This is a genomic window from uncultured Gordonia sp. (assembly GCF_937858515.1).
In the GTDB taxonomy this organism is placed as follows: Bacteria; Actinomycetota; Actinomycetes; order Mycobacteriales; family Mycobacteriaceae; genus Gordonia.
On the sequence record NZ_CALLZT010000122.1, the window covers coordinates 1 to 17727 of the forward strand.

The 17727-nt window shown below is 65.5% G+C and carries 16 protein-coding genes; 13 read left to right on the top strand and 3 right to left on the bottom strand.

Annotated features, from left to right (window positions below; translation table 11 throughout):
• Nucleotides 1-268 precede the first annotated feature (268 nt).
• Nucleotides 269-1735, bottom strand: a complete 1467-nt coding sequence (locus tag Q0627_RS11005; RefSeq protein ID WP_291015421.1) for an aldehyde dehydrogenase — start codon at nt 1733-1735, stop codon at nt 269-271.
• A gap of 64 nt (nt 1736-1799) precedes the next feature.
• Between Q0627_RS11005 and Q0627_RS11010 the strand changes: the two genes are divergently transcribed.
• From Q0627_RS11010 to Q0627_RS11045, 8 genes are all read left to right on the top strand, one after another.
• Nucleotides 1800-2387 (top strand): helix-turn-helix domain-containing protein, encoded by a 588-nt coding sequence (locus tag Q0627_RS11010; RefSeq protein WP_291015423.1) that lies wholly within the window; start codon nt 1800-1802, stop codon nt 2385-2387.
• Nucleotides 2384-3625 (top strand): cytochrome P450, encoded by a 1242-nt coding sequence (locus tag Q0627_RS11015; protein ID WP_291015424.1) that lies wholly within the window; start codon nt 2384-2386, stop codon nt 3623-3625. The genes Q0627_RS11010 and Q0627_RS11015 overlap by 4 nt, the downstream gene beginning before the upstream one ends.
• Nucleotides 3625-4413 carry an SDR family oxidoreductase gene (locus Q0627_RS11020; protein WP_298809787.1) on the top strand — a complete coding sequence of 263 codons (789 nt, stop codon included), beginning with the start codon at nt 3625-3627 and terminating at the stop codon, nt 4411-4413. The genes Q0627_RS11015 and Q0627_RS11020 overlap by 1 nt, the downstream gene beginning before the upstream one ends.
• A 324-nt stretch (nt 4414-4737) precedes the next feature.
• Nucleotides 4738-6159 (top strand): cytochrome P450, encoded by a 1422-nt coding sequence (locus Q0627_RS11025; protein WP_298809790.1) that lies wholly within the window; start codon nt 4738-4740, stop codon nt 6157-6159.
• Nucleotides 6160-6173: 14 nt separating this feature from the next.
• Nucleotides 6174-6365, top strand: a complete 192-nt coding sequence (locus Q0627_RS11030) for a ferredoxin (protein ID WP_291015429.1) — start codon at nt 6174-6176, stop codon at nt 6363-6365.
• 30 nt (nt 6366-6395) lie between these two features.
• On the top strand, nt 6396-6941 hold the full coding sequence (locus Q0627_RS11035; protein ID WP_291015430.1) for a nuclear transport factor 2 family protein: 546 nt from the start codon (nt 6396-6398) through the stop codon (nt 6939-6941).
• A 7-nt stretch (nt 6942-6948) separates the two neighbouring features.
• The gene (locus tag Q0627_RS11040) at nt 6949-8229 is read left to right on the top strand and encodes a hypothetical protein (RefSeq protein WP_298809798.1); all 1281 of its coding nucleotides are present in this window, start codon (nt 6949-6951) and stop codon (nt 8227-8229) included.
• Nucleotides 8226-9101, top strand: a complete 876-nt coding sequence (locus Q0627_RS11045; RefSeq protein ID WP_298809801.1) for an SDR family NAD(P)-dependent oxidoreductase — start codon at nt 8226-8228, stop codon at nt 9099-9101. The genes Q0627_RS11040 and Q0627_RS11045 overlap by 4 nt, the downstream gene beginning before the upstream one ends.
• A gap of 7 nt (nt 9102-9108) precedes the next feature.
• Here Q0627_RS11045 and Q0627_RS11050 read toward each other — a convergent pair whose 3' ends face one another.
• Together Q0627_RS11050 and fadD1 are read right to left on the bottom strand one after the other, a co-directional pair.
• The gene (locus Q0627_RS11050) at nt 9109-10110 is read right to left on the bottom strand and encodes an NAD-dependent epimerase/dehydratase family protein (RefSeq protein WP_298809804.1); all 1002 of its coding nucleotides are present in this window, start codon (nt 10108-10110) and stop codon (nt 9109-9111) included.
• A complete protein-coding gene (gene fadD1 / locus Q0627_RS11055) occupies nt 10107-11774 on the bottom strand; it encodes a fatty-acid--CoA ligase FadD1 (RefSeq protein ID WP_298809807.1) in 1668 nt (555 codons plus the stop codon). Before fadD1 ends, Q0627_RS11050 begins: the two co-directional genes overlap by 4 nt.
• 190 nt (nt 11775-11964) lie before the next feature.
• Here fadD1 and Q0627_RS11060 point away from each other — a divergent pair, with 190 nt between their 5' ends.
• The 5 genes from Q0627_RS11060 to Q0627_RS11080 all read left to right on the top strand — a co-directional run.
• A complete protein-coding gene (locus Q0627_RS11060; RefSeq protein ID WP_298809810.1) occupies nt 11965-12525 on the top strand; it encodes a hypothetical protein in 561 nt (186 codons plus the stop codon).
• A gap of 213 nt (nt 12526-12738) precedes the next feature.
• A complete protein-coding gene (locus Q0627_RS11065) occupies nt 12739-13554 on the top strand; it encodes a TIGR03084 family metal-binding protein (RefSeq protein ID WP_298809813.1) in 816 nt (271 codons plus the stop codon).
• Nucleotides 13551-15242, top strand: a complete 1692-nt coding sequence (locus tag Q0627_RS11070) for an acyclic terpene utilization AtuA family protein (protein WP_291011663.1) — start codon at nt 13551-13553, stop codon at nt 15240-15242. The genes Q0627_RS11065 and Q0627_RS11070 overlap by 4 nt, the downstream gene beginning before the upstream one ends.
• A 343-nt stretch (nt 15243-15585) precedes the next feature.
• The gene (locus Q0627_RS11075; protein WP_291011666.1) at nt 15586-16776 is read left to right on the top strand and encodes an acyl-CoA dehydrogenase family protein; all 1191 of its coding nucleotides are present in this window, start codon (nt 15586-15588) and stop codon (nt 16774-16776) included.
• Nucleotides 16773-17727, top strand: a 955-nt coding sequence (locus tag Q0627_RS11080; protein WP_298809820.1) for an acyl-CoA carboxylase subunit beta, incomplete at its 3' end; no start/stop codon positions are given. The genes Q0627_RS11075 and Q0627_RS11080, both read left to right, overlap by 4 nt.

The following is a 17727-nucleotide window of genomic DNA, read 5'->3' on the forward strand; positions in this document are numbered from 1 at the left end:
CCGGACCCTTCGTGACCCTTGCTCCTTCGTCGCTTCGGCCTCAGGGATCAAGATGTTTGGTTGCTTGGGTTGTGTGTGTGGTTGCGTCGGGTGTCGAAAGGTTGCCGGACCCTTCGTGACCCTTGCTCCTTCGTCGCTTCGGCCTCAGGGATCAAGATGGTTGGTTGCTTCTTGGTTGCGGGAGGCGTCTTGACCCCTGAGGGCTGTCGCGCGAGCTTGCGAGCCGACAGCGTCTCGAAGGGTCCGGTGAGACGAGGGCATGACCGAGCTACGCGGGTTTGGCGACGGCCTTGACTTCGAGGTATTCCTCGAAACCGTTGACGCCCATTTCGCGGCCGATGCCGGAGGCCTTGTAGCCGCCGAAGGGGACGTCGGCGGAGTACCAGATGCCGCCGTTGATACCCATCGTGCCGGTGCGGACACCGTCGACGACCTTGTTGATGCGGGCCTCGTCGGTGCCGTAGACCATGCCCGACAGACCGTACGGGGAGTCGTTGGCGATGCGGATCGCGTCGTCGTCACCGTCGTGGGCGATGATCACCAGGACCGGGCCGAAGATCTCCTCCTGCGCGACCCGAGCCGAGTTGTCCAGGCCGGAGATCAGCGTCGGCTGCACGTAGAAGCCCTTGTCCTTGTCGGCCGGACGCCCACCACCCACCTCGATGGTGCCGCCCTCTTCGACGGCCAGCTTGATGTACGACTCGACCCGATCCCGCTGCGTCGCCGAAATCAGTGGGCCGCAGATGGTTCCGGGATCGGTCGGATCGTTGGCGGCGAGCCCGGCCATCGCGTTGCCGGTGGCCTTGATGGCGTCGGCGAGCTTCTCACGAGGCACGAGCAGGCGGGTTGTGATGGCGCAGCCCTGACCGGCGTGCGTGACCACCGCGAACGCGGCCATCGCGCAGGCCGAGCCGAGGTCGGCGTCGTCGAGGACGATGAACGCCGACTTGCCGCCGAGTTCCAGGAACACCTTCTTGAGGGATTCGGCGGAGGCGGCCATCACCTTACGGCCGGTGGCCGTGGACCCGGTGAACGACACGATGTCTACCCGCGGATCGGACGAAAGCTGTGCGCCCACAGCATGATCGGAGGAGGTGACGATGTTGATGACGCCGGGCGGGAAATCGGTCTCCTCGGCGATCACCTTGCCTACGAGCGCCGCGCACCACGGGGTGTCGGGGGCGGGTTTGAGCACCACGGTGCAGCCGGCCGCCAATGCGGGGCCAATCTTGGCGAAGTTGATCTGGTGCGGGAAGTTCCACGGGGTGATCGCGCCGACCACACCCACTGCCTCTGAACGCAATTCGCGATGGTTCTTGATGCCCATCGGCTTGGCCTCGCCCAGATCGCGGGTCCAAGCGTAGCTTTCGGCGAGGTCGGCGAAGTAGCCGAGGTCGGTGATGGGGCCCTCGAGCTGCGGGCCGTGGGTGAGGAATACCGGACATCCCACTTCGGCGACGGTGAGCTCGCGCAGTTCGTCGGCGTGGGCGAGCAGCGCGTCGCGCAGCTGACGCAGGCACCGGGCCCGCAGTGCGTGGTCACGCGACCAGTCGGTGGTGTCAAAGGCGTTGCGGGCGGCGGCGATCGCACTGTCCATGTCGGCCGGGGTGGCATCGGCGGCCTGGCCGATGACCTCCTCGGTGGCGGGGTTGACGATGTCGAAAGTGCCACCGGAGCCGGGTACGAGTTTGCCGTCGATCAGCAGATCGGAGGCGACTGCCGGGCGTAGTGTCATGTGCTGGAACTCCATCTGGACAGGTGTCTGGACTCGCGTTCAAACCTAGTGTAGTGTCGCTCACATGTCCAGCCCCGTGTCTCAGGAAAGTACGCGCCGCCGCCTCACGGCCCAGCAGGCCGAGACCGTCGCCAAGCTGACCGACGCCGCCGTCGATGTGCTCAACACCGAGGGTTTCGACGGGCTCACCGTCCGGATGGTGGCCAAGCGTGCCGGGGTTGCGCCGGCCACCGCCTACACGTACTTTTCGTCCAAGAGTCACCTTGTGGCCGAGGTATTTTGGCGCAGACTCGCCGATGGGGTCGCGGCTCCCGATCCGTTCTTGGCGCCCATCGATCGGGTGGCCGGGGTGCTCCGGGCGGTGTCGCTGGTGGTCGCGGGGGAGGGGCAGCTCGGCGGGGCGGTCACGGTCGCACTGCTGGGTACCGACCCCGATGTGGAACACCTGCGCTGGCGGATCGGCGGATTCATCCGCGTCCGTCTCGCCGAGGCCGTCGGGGCCGACCCCGAGAACCCCGGACCCGTTGTCGACGCCCTGGAAATGCTGTACGCCGGTGGTCTCGTCCACGCCGGCATGGGTCACCTGAGCTACGAACAGACCTCCGACAGACTTGTCGCCGCAGCCCGAATGATTATGGAGCACCAACAATGACCGACACCGCCACGCGTGCGGGAATGGAACACATCGTTCCCTTCGATCCGTATTCGTATGAATTCCACGAGGATCCGTACCCCACCTACGCCCGGCTGCGCGCCGAGGCACCCGTGTACTACAACGCCTCCCAGGATTTCTGGGCACTCTCGCGACATGAGGACGTGCGGAACGCATTTCGTGACACCGTCCGGCTGTCCAACAGCTGGGGTGTGTCGATGGACCCGTCGTCGTACGGACCCAATGCACACCTGGCGATGTCGTTCCTGGCGATGGACGATCCCAAGCACATGCGCATCCGCAAGCTCGTGTCCAAGGGATTCACCCCGCGCCGGGTCAACGAACTCGGCGCACGCATCCGGGAATTGACCGCCCAGCACTGGCAGGTGTGCCTGGACAAGGGCGAATTCGACTACGTCAGTGATTTCGCCGGTCTCCTGCCGATGGATGTCGTCTCCGAACTGCTCGGCGTCCCCGAATCCGACCGCGCCCACCTACGCGCACAGTCGGATGCACTCGTGCACCGTGACGAAGGCGTGCTCGACGTGCCCGAGTCTGCCGTGTACGCGTATCTCGAATTGCACCGCTACTACACCGAATTGATCGCCGATCGCCGCAAGAACCCGGGCGAGGACATGGTGTCGGCGCTGCTCACCGCCGAGATCCTCGACGACGCGACGGGGGATAAGACCTCCCTGTCCGACGACGAACTGATCGGCTTCATGATCCTGATGATCGTCGCCGGCAACGAGACCACCACCAAACTCCTGGCGAACGCGGTCTACTGGGGGGCACGTAATCCCGACCAGCTGGCCCGCGTGCTGGCCGACCCCGAGCTGGTTCCCGACTGGACCGAAGAGACTCTGCGGTACGACAATTCGAGCCAGATGGTGCTGCGCAAGGTAATGGCCGACGCCGAGTTCGGTGGAGTCACCATCCCCGAAGGCGATCGGGTGCTGCTGCTGATCGGCTCGGCCAACCGCGATGTCGATGTGTTCGGCCCCGACGTCGACAAGTACATCCTCGGCCGCGACAATGGGCAGTCTCTGATGAGTTTCGGTATCGGAACGCACTTCTGCCTCGGCTCCCACCTGGCGCGCCTCGAAGGCAATATCGGCCTGGAGCAGGTGATCGGCACCGTCAAGAACTACGAAATCGACTTCGACAAGGCCGTCCGGGTGCATTCGGTGAATGTGCGCGGCTTCGCCGAACTCCCGATGAAAGTGCAGGCCCGCTGATGGCATTCATTCCTCATCCCGACCGCCGTCCCGTCCTCGTCGCCGGCGCCTCCTCGGGCATCGGTGCGGCAACCGCCGAATGGCTTGCGGCGGCCGGATATCCGGTGGCGCTCACCGCGCGCCGCGTCGACAAGCTGCAGGCACTGGCCGACAAGATCACCGCGGCCGGTGGTGAGGCCGTCGCCGTCCCGCTGGATGTGACCGACGAACAGTCCGTCCTCGACTGCGTCGCCAAAGCCGAAGCGGCACTGGGTGCTCTGGAAGTGGTGGTGTCCGGTGCGGGTGATCTGGCCGTCGGGCGGTCGTTCGAACAGCCGGTGGAGCAGTTCACCGACCAGATCAACATCCACCTCAACGGCGCCTACCGGCTGTACCGGGCGGTGATTCCCGGCATGATCGAGCGGGCCCGAGGCGATTTCGTGTTCATCGGGTCCGACGTCACGCAGCGTCCGCGCACCTTCTCCTCCGCGTACGTAGCCGCTAAGTCCGGCATCGACGGTCTGGTGACCACCGTGCAGATGGAACTCGAAGGCACCGGCGTGCGCGCCGGCCTCGTGCGTCCCGGGCAGACCCTCACCGGCATGGGTATGGACCTGGATCAGAAGACCACCGAGGACATGCTGAACGACTGGATCAAGTTCGGCATCGCCCGGCACGGCAACTTCCTCTCACCCGAACACATCGCCCAGGCCATCGCCGGAATGATCGGCATGCCCCGCGGCGCGCACATGCGCATCGTCGAGGTCGAAGCCGAAGGCGCCGTCCCCAAAGCGAAACGATCCCAATGACCACCCTCTTGACCCCTGAGCCGAAGCGCCTCTTGATCCCTGAGGCCGAAGCGACGAAGGAGCGAGGGTCTCGAAGGGTCCGGTGACGTTTCGCACCTGCCGCAACCACCTCGAATCCCGTTGGGAGCCTCGTCTCACCGGACCCTTCGAGACGCGTCGGCTCGCAAGCTCGCGCGACGCCCTCAGGGATCAAGAAGGTGGTCGCGGGAAAGAGTTACGCGACGCCCTCAGGGATCAAAAGGTGGTCGCGGGGTCACGAGGGTGGTTGCGGAATACAGAAATCAGCCCATGGAAAAATTTCTCTAGTGAAAGGACTGACGAGTCATGACCGTCATCGACGAATCAGACCTGCGTGAAGATCTGAAAGAACCCAAGCGGGTGTCGGGCGGAGAAGGCGAGTACGGCCATCTCGAAGAACTCGCCACCGACCCCATCTCCCTGTTCTGGCGGATCCGCAATGAATGCGGCGACGTCGGGAAATTCCAGCTCGCCGACCGCGAGGTGGTCCTCGTCACGGGTGCGCAGGCCAACGAGGAATTCTTCCGGGCCCCCGACGAGGTGCTCGACCAGGCCGCCGCATACCCGTTCATGACACCGGTGTTCGGCGAGGGCGTGGTGTTCGACACCAGCCCCGAGGAACGGTCGAAGGCGCTGCACAACCAGGCCCTCAAGGGCGCCCACATGAAGCAGCACGCCATCACCATCCCCAACGAGGTGGAGCGGATGATCGCGAACTGGGGCGAGGAGGGCGAGATCGACCTGCTCGAATTCTTCGGTGAGCTGACGCTGTACACGTCGTCGTCGTGCCTGATCGGCCGCAAGTTCCGAGAGAAGCTGTCCAAGCGGATCTCGGAGATCTATCACGATCTCGAACGCGGCACCGACCCGTACGCCTACGTCGACTGCTACGCCGACATCGAAAGCTTCCGCCGCCGCGACGCCGCCCGCGCCGAACTCGTCGAATTCATGGCCGGGGTGCTCGAAGAGTACGAGGCAAACCCGGAGCCGGACAAGGAAAAGCGCGACCTGCTCGACGTGCTGGTGTCACTCAAGAACGCCGACGGTACGCCGATGTTCAGCGCCGACACCGTGACCGGCATGTTCATCTCCATGATGTTCGCCGGCCACCACACCACCCAGGGCACCGCCGCCTGGACGTTGCTGGAGTTGCTGCGCCACCCCGACTACATGGCGCAGGTCGTCGCAGAGCTCGACGATATCTACACCGACAAGGGAGAAGGCAAGCCCGCCTACAGTTTTGCCGCCATGCGGCAGATCCCCAAGCTGGAGGCCTCGCTCAAGGAGGCGCTGCGCCTACATCCGCCGCTGATCATTCTGATGCGGGTGGCGCAGCAGGACATCGAGGTCGAAGGGCACATCGTCCACAAGGGGCAGTCGATCGCCGTCTCGCCCGCGGTCTCCAATCAGCTCGAACCCGACTTCGTGAACGCCGGATCCTTCGATCCGGATCGCTATTTCGATCCGCGGCAGGAAGATCTGGCCAACCGGTGGACGTGGATTCCGTTCGGCGCCGGCCGGCATCGTTGCGTCGGAGCGCCGTTCGCCATTATGCAGCTCAAGGCGATCTTCTCGGTGCTATTGCAGAATTATGAGTTCGAGCTGTCGCAGCCGCCGGAGTCGTACCACAATGACCATTCGAAAATGGTTGTGCAGCTTGCCCAGCCGTGCAAGGTGCGCTATCGCCGCCGGGTCGTTCCGGCAGCCCGACAACAAGCAGCACAGTAAGAAAGGCACTCGCGATGCGTATCGAAGTGGATCTGGATCTGTGCCAAGGACACGGTATGTGTGAACTGGAGGCGCCGGAAGTCTTCGAGGCGCACAAGGATTACGTCGAGATTCTCGACAAGGAACCCGACGAGTCGCTGCGCGCCGAAGTGCGTGCGGCCGTCCAGTACTGCCCCACCCAAGCACTACGAATCGTCGAAGACTGACGACCAGACGACTGAAACAGGAGAAACACCATGGCTTTTGATCGCGCCGAACTCGAAGAGATGAAAGAACGTTGGCTGGCCGCCAACATCGAGGCCGAGAAGGCCGGTGACTGGCGCCCGCTCGCCGAGTTCTACACCGAGGACGCCACCTACGGCTGGAACTACGGTCCCAAGAAGGACTTCATGGCCGTCGGCCGCGACGAGATCCGCGACATCGCCCTCGGTCAGGAGATGGAAGGCCTGGAAGGCTGGACCTACCCGTACCAGGCGTGGGTGATCGACGATCAGACCGGCGACATGATCGGCCTGTGGAAGCAGGTGTACGAGGCCACCCGCGAGGACGGCTCCCACTACGCCCTCGACGGCATCCAGGGATCGTGGTTCAAGTACGCCGGCAACTTCGAATTCTCCTGGCAGCGTGACTTCTTCGACTACGGCAACGTCTCCTCTCTGTTCCTGGAGCTGATGGTGGACAAGAAGATGAGTGACTCCATGCTCAAACGGGTGGAGAAGTCGGCACCCGGCAACCTGCCCGGCTGGTACGACTACGGCACCGCCCCGGTCAAGTTCTGGTAATCGCCCGATGACCAGTACAGCCCCGTACGGTGACCTGACTCAGGAGCAGTTGGCCGGCATCGTGCCCGAACTGCTGCTGACCGGTCAGCTGATCGACCGCAGCGGCATGGCGCACCTCATCGGTGCGTTCGGCCGCGACGTCATGGGGCAGGTTGCCATCGAGGAGTGGATGGCGGCCAGCCCCGTGTACACCCACCGCATGCGCACCGCCCTCGGAATCGACGGCGACGGCGTGGAGGACATGTTCAAATGCCTCCAGCTCGACATCGGCGCACCACCGCAGTTCATGGACTTCCGGTACGAGGTCGAAGACGAGTATCACGGGTCGTTCGTGCTCAATCACTGTGGGGCACTGCTGGATGTGGAACCGATGGGCGACGACTACGTCACCACCATGTGTCACACCATCGAGGACCCCACCTTCGATGCGACCGCCATCGCGACCAACCGGCGCGCCCGCATCCGGCCCATCCACCGGCCGCCGCGGGCGCCGGTCGACCGGCATCCGCACTGCGCGTGGACCGTCACCATCGAACCCGATCGTGACGAACTGCCGCTGCCCGAGGACGCCGCCCGGATGTTCATGACCCGCGCCGGGACGGTGGCGCTCTCACCGATCGACGCCGATGCCGCCGACGGCTGGGTCGACTACCGTGGGCCGCTCGTGGCCGATCTGCAATTCCGGGAATGGTCGCATACCGCGCTCACCCGCGTCGCCGAAGAGGTTGCGCTGCAACATCAACTGCTCGCGCTCGGTTTCCTGTGGAGCGTGCGCAGGCAGACCGCTGACGTGGAGCAGGTGCTCGACATCTACCGCAAACAACTCAGCGGGATCGCCGGAATCGCCGCCGAACGTGTCCGCAACGCACTCGGGTTGGGCTCGGACGCAACGGATTTGGCAAAGGTGATCGAACTGCATCCGTGTTTCGGGCCCGTCCAGTACACGGGTGTGACCGCCGAGGCCGTCGAAAATGCTTCCGGGACAGACGATGTGCTGGTGACGATTCCCCATGAGTCGCCCGCTGCCCTCGACGGCGGCTGGGTGTCGGTGCTCGACGCCGATCACCTGGAGCCGTTGCAGGCGGCGGCCACCGCCGTCGGTGACCGGTGGGTAGTCGCCGCCGAGGACCACGAGGGGGGTCTTCGGGTTCGGATAACGCTCGGCGACAAGAGTATCCGGGAATCGGGCGAGGTCGCCATCACCCGGTTCAGCAAGGGATCGAGCTGGGAGTTCAGCAACCGCGGACCTTCCATCCCGATCACTCCCGTGGGTGCGAATCTCGGATGAGCGCAATAGGTTTGGCCGGTCAGGCAGCGATAGTCGCGGGTGCCACCCGCGGTATCGGCCTGGCCGTGGCTCATCAGCTCGCCGGCAGTGGAGTGTCGGTGGTGGTCAACGGCCGCGATCGCGAGCTGGTGGACCAGACGGTGGCCGAGATCTGTGGCGGCGGTGGATACGCCGTCGGCGTGTGCGGATCGGCCGGTGACGACGGTGTGGCCCAGCAGATGGTCGACGCAGCGCTCGCCGAGTTCGGTGCCCTCGACATCGCCATCAACTGCGCGGGCATCGCCGAACCGGCTGGATCGACGATCCTCACCATCACCGCCGACGAGTTCCGCGAACAACTCGACGCGCATCTGATGAGTGCCTTCCACCTCACCCAGGCCGCCGGACGGGTGTTCGCCGGCCAGGGTGCGGGGTCGATCGTGCTCACCGGATCGGCCGCCTCCCTCGGCATGTTCGGCGGCAGCGGCTACCCGGCTGCCAAGGGCGGGGTGAACGCGCTCGCTCTGGCAGCGGCCGCCGACCTCGGCGGCGCAGGCGTGCGCGTCAACGTGATCACCCCGGGTGCCAAATCCCGGCTGTCCACGGGTGAGGACTACGAACGGCATATCCACGGTCTACACGAGCGTGGCATCCTCGATGAGTTCGTCCGTGACGCGGCCCTCGACCCGGCACCGCCCGACTATGTCGCCCCACTGTACGTCTTCCTCGCCAGTCCCGCCGCCACCCACATCACCGGCCAGATCTTCAGCGCTGCAGGCGGATTTATCGGAAAGTTCGAACCCCACCAGCCAGGCTTCGTCGCATACCGCGACCACGCAGACACCGCCCCCTACACCTTGGCCGAACTGGCCACCCTCCTGGAAGCCCGCTGAGCTCCAGTCAACTGCGGGCGGCGCGGCGGGCGGCCCAGAAGCGGGCGGCGTCGGCGACGGCGTCGAGGACGGGGCGGGGGTGCCAGTCGAGTTCGGTTTCGGCTTTGGCGTGGCTCATCGGTGACATGTAGTGCATCAGGCGCACTGTGTCGATGTTGAGGGCCTGCGGTTTGCCGGTGATCTTGGCCAGGGCGCTGCCGCCGGCGCCGAGGGTGTACATCGCCGGGCGGGGTAGCACCAGGCGTGGGGGCCGCTGTCCGGCGGCCAGTGCCGCGGTCTTGATGAGTTCGCCCAGATCGAGGAACCGTTCGGAGACTATGTAGCGTTCGCCGTTGCGGGCGCGTTCGGCGGCCAGCGTCATCGCGAGCGCTGCGTCGTCGACGGCGACCGATTCGGTGGCCATGCCGCGGGTGCGGAACGGAAATCTGCCCAGCGCTGGGCCTTTGACGAAGATGCCGTGGTTGGTGGGTTTCCAGTCGTACGGTCCGTAGGTGTTGGCCACACACATCGCCCGTACGGGCACCTTGCCATCGCGTGCGTATCCCAATGCGAGATTCTCGGCGGCCACCCGTGACTTGATGTAGTCCGTCGCCACGTCACCCCAGTTGAACTCGTCGGTCTCGGCGACGACGCGGTCATGGTTGCCGATGGTGCCGATGGTGGAAGCGAACACGAACGAGCCCAGGTCGGCGGCCGCTGCGGCGTCGAGAACGTTGCGCAGACCGTCGACGTTGGCGCGGAACAGGGGAGCGGGGTCGATCAGCCAGGCGCGGGTGTCGACGGCGCAATGGAACACGTCGTCGACGCCGCGCATCGCCGCGTCGAGTGACTGTTGGTCGAAAAGGTCGCCGGTAACCCTTTCGATCTGCCCGTCGGTGGCGGGAATCTTGTCGATAGGCCTGGTGTCGCTGGTCTTTCTGGTGAGAACGCGGACATGTTCACCGTCGGCGACCAGGCGCCGCACCACATGTGAACCGAGGAAGCCGTTGGCTCCGATGACCAGTTTCATCCGCCGGCGACCTCGTAGGTGCGGGAGCGGGCGGGCCTGATCCACAGCTCGCCGTCGGCGGCCGACGCGCCCTCGTTCTTCAGCTCGCGTTTGAGGATCTTGTTGGTGGCAGTCGTCGGGAGGTCGGAGTTGATACGCACATAGCGGGGCCACGCCTTCGGCGACAGATCGGGCTGGCCGGCCAGGAACTCCTCGAACTCCTTCGGGCTCAGGGAGTCGTTGTCGCCCAAGACGATCGCGGCCATCACCGCGTCGCCGACGTGCTCATCGGGAACCGCGTAGACAGCGACGCGATTGATCTGCGGCAGCCGCAGCAACACTCGTTCGACCGGACCGGCGGCCATGTTCTCGCCGTCGACGCGCATCCAGTCGCCGGTGCGTCCGGCCAGATAGAACCAGCCGTCGTCGTCGACGTAGGCCAGATCGCCCGACCAGTACATGCCGTCGTGCAGGCGTTCGGCGGTGGCCGTGTCGTCGTTGTGGTAGCCGGTGAACAGGCCGCCGCCGCTGGTGTTGACGATCTCGCCGACCGCCTCGTCGGCGTTGGCGAGTGCACCGTTCTGGTCGAACTTCGCGCGCGGGCATTCGGTGAGCGTCTTCGAGTTGTACACGGCCACACCGGGAAAGCCCTTGCCGATGGAACCGGCGGGGGTGCCGGGCTCGCGGGTGATGATGACCGCGAGCTCGGTGGAACCGTACCCATCCCACATCGCACACCCGAACCGCCTGCTGAACTCGTTCAGGTCGCGGTCGGTGGCCTCATTGCCGAACGCCGCGCGCAGCGGGATGTCGGCGTCGTCGGGCTTCTCCGGAGTGGCGAGCACGTACGCGAGGGCCTTGCCGACGTAGTGCACATAGGTGGCGCCGTAGCGGCGCAGGTCGTCGACGAAGGTGGACGCCGAGAATTGGGCGGGGACGATCGCGGCTCCGGCGACGAGCGCGACGCAGTAGCCGCCGAGCAGGACCGCCGAATGGAACAGCGGCATCGACAGATAGCACACGTCGTCGGAGGTGATACCGAACTTTTGCACCAACGGTGGCCCGGCGAACGGAATCATCATGTGTGCGAAGCGGACCGGCTTGGGATTGCCGCTGGTACCTGAGGTGAAGATCAGCATGAACGGATCCATCGGTCCCGGAACCGAATACGGGACGAGTTCACCGGCCTGCGTTGTGCGACTGCGCCACTCGTCGCCATCGACGTCGAATACCTGCACGCCCGGCAGGTCGAGGCCGTCGAGAAGCGGGCGGTGCTGTGCGTCGACGAGCAGGATCCGGCAATCGGCTCGGGCGATATCGGCGGCCAGTGCCTGCCCGCGGCGCGTGTTGTTGACGCCGACCGTGACGTAGCCGCCGAGGGCGCCCGCCGCCAGCGCGATGAGCATCTCGGGAGTATTGCCCAGCAGCGCGCCGACGTGCATAGATCGGGTGGCAGCTGCATCTCCCGTCGCTTCGCTCGCCCCTGCTATATCTCCCGTCGCTTCGCTCGCCCCTGCTATATCTCCCGTCGCTTCGCTCGCCCCTGCCGAACCGATGGTGGCCGATGCCCAGCGTGTCGCCTCGGCGATGTACTCGCGCCAGGTCCAGCGCCGATCGTCGTAGATGATGGCGGGATTGTCGTCCTCGGCGCGTTCGAGGAGCAGCTGCGTCACGGTGTCGGCCATCACACCAATTTAGAACATGTTCTCGTTTTCGCCCATACCGGGATTGTCCGTTCCCGGAGAGATCTGCCCGCGGGGTGTAGCGCGGACGACGGTAGCGACGATAAGGGTTGTGGGTGACCAGCGTGCCTGGGCACACTTGGACCGGTGCCGGTCCATCCGGCCCCGCAATGGGGGAGACAAAGGAGTTGCAATGAATCTACGTAGCCGACGGATCGCGGGGGTGCTGGCCGGCCTCGTCGCATCGGTGCTGGTCGGAACGGGGACCGCCAGCGCATGGGATGCCTACCCGGGCAGCACCGGGTCGGGATCGGTGTCCGGCGGCAAGGTCAACATCACGCTGACCAACCGGATCAATCAGCCGATCAGCTGCGAATACAACCTGTGGCCGCTGGGTGAGTACGCGACGGTGGCCCAGGTTTCGGGCGGTTACGGAGCAGCACGCGCGGCGTTCAAGGCCGGCGACTACGGAAGCGGCAACCGCGTCCAGTGGGAGACCAGAGCCAAGGAGAGTTCGCTCGGCTGGCCCATCGCGCGAGGTACACACGTGGTGGTCGCGCCCGGTGCCACCCGGACCGTGACATGGCGGCCTCGCAAAGTGGGCAGCTATTCGGTGCTGGTCCTGTGCAACACGGGATTCGGCGGCTCACGGAACCTGCACCGGAACTTCGACTCGAACGCATTCGCGATCGCGCCGACCCGGCCGGGGCGGCACGCCGAGATCGGCATTCTGGGGATGAACTTCGGCAGCTGAACTGATCCGCGGCCGGGCCCGGTGGGGGAGATCGACATACCCGCCACCGGGCCCGGTCGTATCCGGGGGTGGTAGGTCGGGAGCCTCAGGTCGCCGGACCCTTCGAGACGCTCGCTCCTACGTCGCGTCGCCCTCAGGGATCAAGTAACCACGCCTTTCTAGAAACAAGCGTGCGTGCTTGCTTTTTTCTAGGCGCTGTGTGATGGTCATTACATGGGGCTGATCGATGAACTGCTCGCGGACCTGGCCGCCGAATCGGCGAGCCTGGACGAGCTTGTCGCGGACCTGCCGGCGCGGCAGTGGGCCACGTCCACACCGGCGCAGGGATGGACCATCGCTCACCAGATCGGGCATCTGTGCTGGACCGACACCGTCGCCACCATCGCCGCCACCGATACCGAGGCGTTCGCCGAGGGTCTGAAGGCGGCGTGGGCCGACCCGCTCGGCTTTGTCGACTCCGAGGCCGAGAAGATGGCGCAACTGGCGCCCGCCGACATCCTGGCGCAGTGGCGGGACTGGCGGGTGAGGCTTACCGATGCGCTGTCCGCGGTGCCCAAAGGGACACTCATCCCGTGGTTCGGCCCGCCGATGTCGGCCACGTCCATGGCCACCGCCCGCCTCATGGAGACCTGGGCACATGGTCTCGATGTCGCCGAAGCGCTTGGGGTGCAACGGGAACCGACCGACCGGCTCAAGTCCATCGCGCACCTTGGGGTGCGCACCCGGAACTTCGCGTACATGGTCAACCAACTCGAACCGCCGTCGGGCGAGTTCCGGCTCGAACTCACCGCACCGTCGGGGCAGCTGTGGATCTGGGGGCCAGACGATGCGCCGAACACGTTGCGCGGCAGTGCGATCGACTTCTGCATGCTCATCACCCAGCGCCGGGCGCCCGAAGATCTCGCGCTCGAGGTCTCCGGTGCCGACGCTCGCACCTGGGTGTCGATCGCGCAGTGTTTCGCCGGCCCGCCCGGGGGTAAGCGTCCCCCACAACAGAATTCGGTGAACAGCGAAAAGGTGCAGCGGTGATCAGAGTCGGCAACGCGTCGGGCTTTTACGGTGACAGGATCTCGGCCGTCCGGGAGATGCTCGAAGGTGGTGAACTCGACTATCTCACCGGCGACTATCTCGCCGAACTCACCATGCTCATCCTCGGCCGCGACAAACTCAAGAACCCCGAACTCGGTTACGCGAAAACGTTTCTGCGGCAGATGGAGGATTCGCTGGGCCTCGCCGTCGACCGCGGGGTGAAGATCGTGGTCAACGCCGGCGGGCTCAATCCGCACGGGCTGGCCGTCGCGTTGCGTGAACTCGCCGAGAAGGTGGGTGTCGATGCGTCGGTGGCGTTCGTGTCCGGCGACGACTTGCTGCCCCGCGCTGCGGAACTCGGGCTGGGAAACCCCCTCACCGCCAATGCCTATCTGGGTGCGTTCGGCATCAAGTCGGCGCTGGATTCGGGTGCCGATGTGGTGGTCACCGGTCGGGTCACCGACGCCTCGCTGGCCATCGGCGCCGCCGCGAGTGCCCACGGCTGGGGTTACGACGACCTCGACGCCCTCGCCGGGGCGACCGTCGCCGGGCACATCATCGAATGCGGTACCCAGGCCAGCGGCGGCAATTACGCCTTCTTCACCGAGGTCCCGAAGATGACCCGCATCGGCTTCCCGATCGCCGAGATCGCCGCCGACGGATCGTCGGTGATAACCAAACACGACGGCACCGACGGCGCGGTGACCGTGGGAACGGTGACCGCGCAACTGCTGTACGAGATCGGCGGGCCGCGGTATCTCGGGCCCGATGTCACCACCCGCCTGGACACGATCGAGCTGAGCCAGGTGGGCGCCGATCGGGTGTCGGTGAGCGGGATTCGGGGTGAGGCACCGCCGGAGACGGTGAAGGTGTCGCTCAATTTCCTTGCCGGACTGCGCAATGAGATCAATGTCGTGCTCACCGGCCTCGACGTCGACGCCAAGGCGGCACTGTTCACCGAACAGTTCGAAGCGGCGCTGCCCAAGCGTCCGGCGTCGATGCAGTGGTCGCTGTCGCGGCTCGATCAGCCCGACGCACCCACCGAGGAACAGGCCAGTGCTCTGCTGCGCTGCGTCGTGCGGGACACCGATCCGGCGCTTGTCGGGCGGTCGTTCACGTCCACCGCCGTCGAGCTCGCCCTGGCTTCCTTTCCGGGTTTCACGATGACCGCGCCGCCTGGAAATGGTTCTCCCTACGGGGTTTTCGAACCTGGATACGTCGACGCCGCGGAGGTGGAGCATCGGGTCGCTTTCGCGTCGGGGGTGGTCGAACTCATCGAGCCGAGTCCGCTGCGGGGTCGGCCGGCTGCCGATGAGCCGGTCGACTATGTTGCCGCCGTGTCTGATTGGGGTCCGACGCGGCGGGTTCCGCTCGGCATCGTCGCCGGTGCCCGGTCGGGTGACAAAGGTGGTAGCGCGAATATCGGTGTGTGGGTACGGGACCGGGAACAGTTCGACTGGCTGCACTCCACCCTCGATGTGGAGTTGCTGCGCACGTTGCTGCCGGAGACCGCCGAGCTGACCGTGCATCGGTATTCGTTGCCCAACCTGCTCGCGGTGAACTTCGTGATCGAAGGCATCCTCGGTCGTGGTGTTGCCGACAACGTCCGTTTCGACCCGCAGGCCAAGGGGCTCGGGGAGTGGTTGCGGTCGCGGCATGTCGATGTGCCCGAACGGTTCTTGGGGTAGCGGTGGGAGCCTCATCTCACCGGACCCTTCGAGACCCTCGCTCCTTCGTCGCAACGGCCTCAGGGATCAAGAAGTGTCCCCGGGTTGGGGATTGTGTGGTGGTTTTGGGGTTCAAGATGTGTCCCCCGGGTCGGGGGTTGTGTGGTGGTTTTGGGGTTTTGGATGTGTGTGCCGGTCGGAGGTTGCGACCCATCATCTTGTCGCTTGAGGCTGATGGGTGGGAGGAAGTGGTCCATCATCTTGATCCCTGAGGCCGATGCGAGGAACGAGCGAGGGTCTCGAAGGGTCCGGTGACATTGCATGCATTGCGTCACCACGACAAACGTCAGACAGGAGGAATGCGGTGCCGATAGGTAGTGCGGTGTGGGACACGCCGGAGCGGCTGGCGCTGCGGGAGACCGTGCGTGATTTCGTGGGTAAACATGTTCTGCCGCATCAGGATCAGTGGGAACGCGACGGTGAACTGCCGCGGTCGCTGCACCGGGCGACGGCCGAACTGGGGTTGCTGGGGATCGGTGTTCCCGAGGAGGTCGGCGGGTCGGGTGGTGATCTGATCGACGTGACCGTCGTCGGCGAAGAACTGCACTACGCGGGGGCCGCCGGCGGTGTGTACGCGTCGCTGTTCACGCACGGGATCGCGTTGCCGCACATGATCGTCGCCGGTGACCCGGCACAGATCGACCGATGGGCCCGGCCCACCCTGGCCGGGCAGATGATCGGCTCTCTGGCGATCACCGAACCCGGCGGCGGCAGCGATGTCGGGCATCTGCGCACCAGCGCGGTCCGCGACGGCGACCACTACATCGTCAACGGTTCCAAGACCTACATCACCTCCGGTGTGCGGGCCGATTTCGTCGTGACGGCGGTGCGCACCGGTGGACCGGGTGCGGCCGGGGTGTCGCTGCTCGTCGTCGACACCGACACTCCGGGATTCAGCGTCACCCGCAAGCTCGACAAGATGGGCTGGCGCAGCTCCGATACCGCCGAACTGTCCTACGTCGACGTGCGGGTGCCGGTGGGAAACCTGGTGGGACCGGAGAACTCGGGTTTCGCGCAGATCGCGCAGGCATTCGTCACCGAACGGTCGGCGCTGGCGGTGCAGGCCTACGCCAGCGCCCAACGCTGCCTCGACCTGACGCTGCAATGGGCCCGCGACCGGGAAACCTTCGGTAAACCACTGATCGCGCGGCAGTCCGTGCAGAACACCCTGGCAGACATGGCCCGCCGCGTCGACGTCGCCCGCACCTACGTCCGCGCCGTCGTCGAACGAAAGGTGGCCGTCGAGTCGGGTAAGGCCGACGGACACCACGCCTCCGACGATCTGCTCGCCGAGGTGTGCTTCGCCAAGAACACCGCCGTCGAAGCCGGTGAGTGGGTGGCGAACCAGGCCGTGCAGCTCTTCGGCGGGCTCGGCTACATGACCGGCACCGAAGTCGAACGCCAGTACCGCGACATGCGCATCATCGGCATCGGCGGCGGCACCACCGAAATCCTCACCGCCCTGGCGGCAAAACGATTGGGGTATCAGCGATGACAGCACTGCGATCGACGCTCGACATCACCGGCGACGACTTCACCCGCGCCAGTGCCGCGATGACCGAGAAACTCGGCGAACTGTCGGCCGAATTCGACAAGGTACTCGCCGGCGGCGGTGAGAAATACGTGGAACGGCACCGCAAACGCGGCAAAATGCTGGCCCGCGAACGGATCGAAATGCTCATCGACCCCGACACCGCGTTCCTGGAACTGTGCCCCCTGGCCGCACACGGCTCGCAGTTCCCGGTCGGTGCGTCGGTGGTGATGGGTATCGGCGTCGTCGAGGGCGTCGAATGCCTGATCGTCGCCAACGACCCTACCGTCAAGGGCGGCACCTCCAACCCGTGGACACTCCGGAAGATACTGCGCGGCAATGACATCGCGTTGGAGAACCGGCTGCCGGTGGTGTCGCTGGTGGAATCGGGCGGCGCCGACCTGCCCACGCAGAAAGAGGTGTTCATCCCCGGTGGGCGGATGTTCCGTGACCTGACCCGGCTGTCGGCGGCGGGCATCCCGACCGTCGCCCTCGTGTTCGGTAACTCCACCGCCGGCGGTGCGTACGTACCGGGCCTGAGCGATCACGTCGTGATGATCGAGAAGCAGTCGAAGGTCTTTCTCGGCGGTCCGCCGCTGGTGAAGATGGCCACCGGTGAGGAAAGCGACGATGAATCGCTCGGCGGCGCGCAGATGCACGCCCGCACCTCCGGTCTGGCCGACTACTACGCCGCCGACGAACAGGACTGCATCCGCATCGGCCGGCGCATCGTCGCCCGCCTCAACTGGCGTAAGAAGGGGCCGGGACCGGTCGCACCGATCCTCGAACCCCGTTACAACGCAGAGGAACTCACCGGCATCGTGCCGCCGGACCTGAAGATCCCGTTCAACCCGCGGGAGGTGATCGCCCGCATCGTCGACGACAGCGACTTCGACGAGTTCAAGGCTGAATACG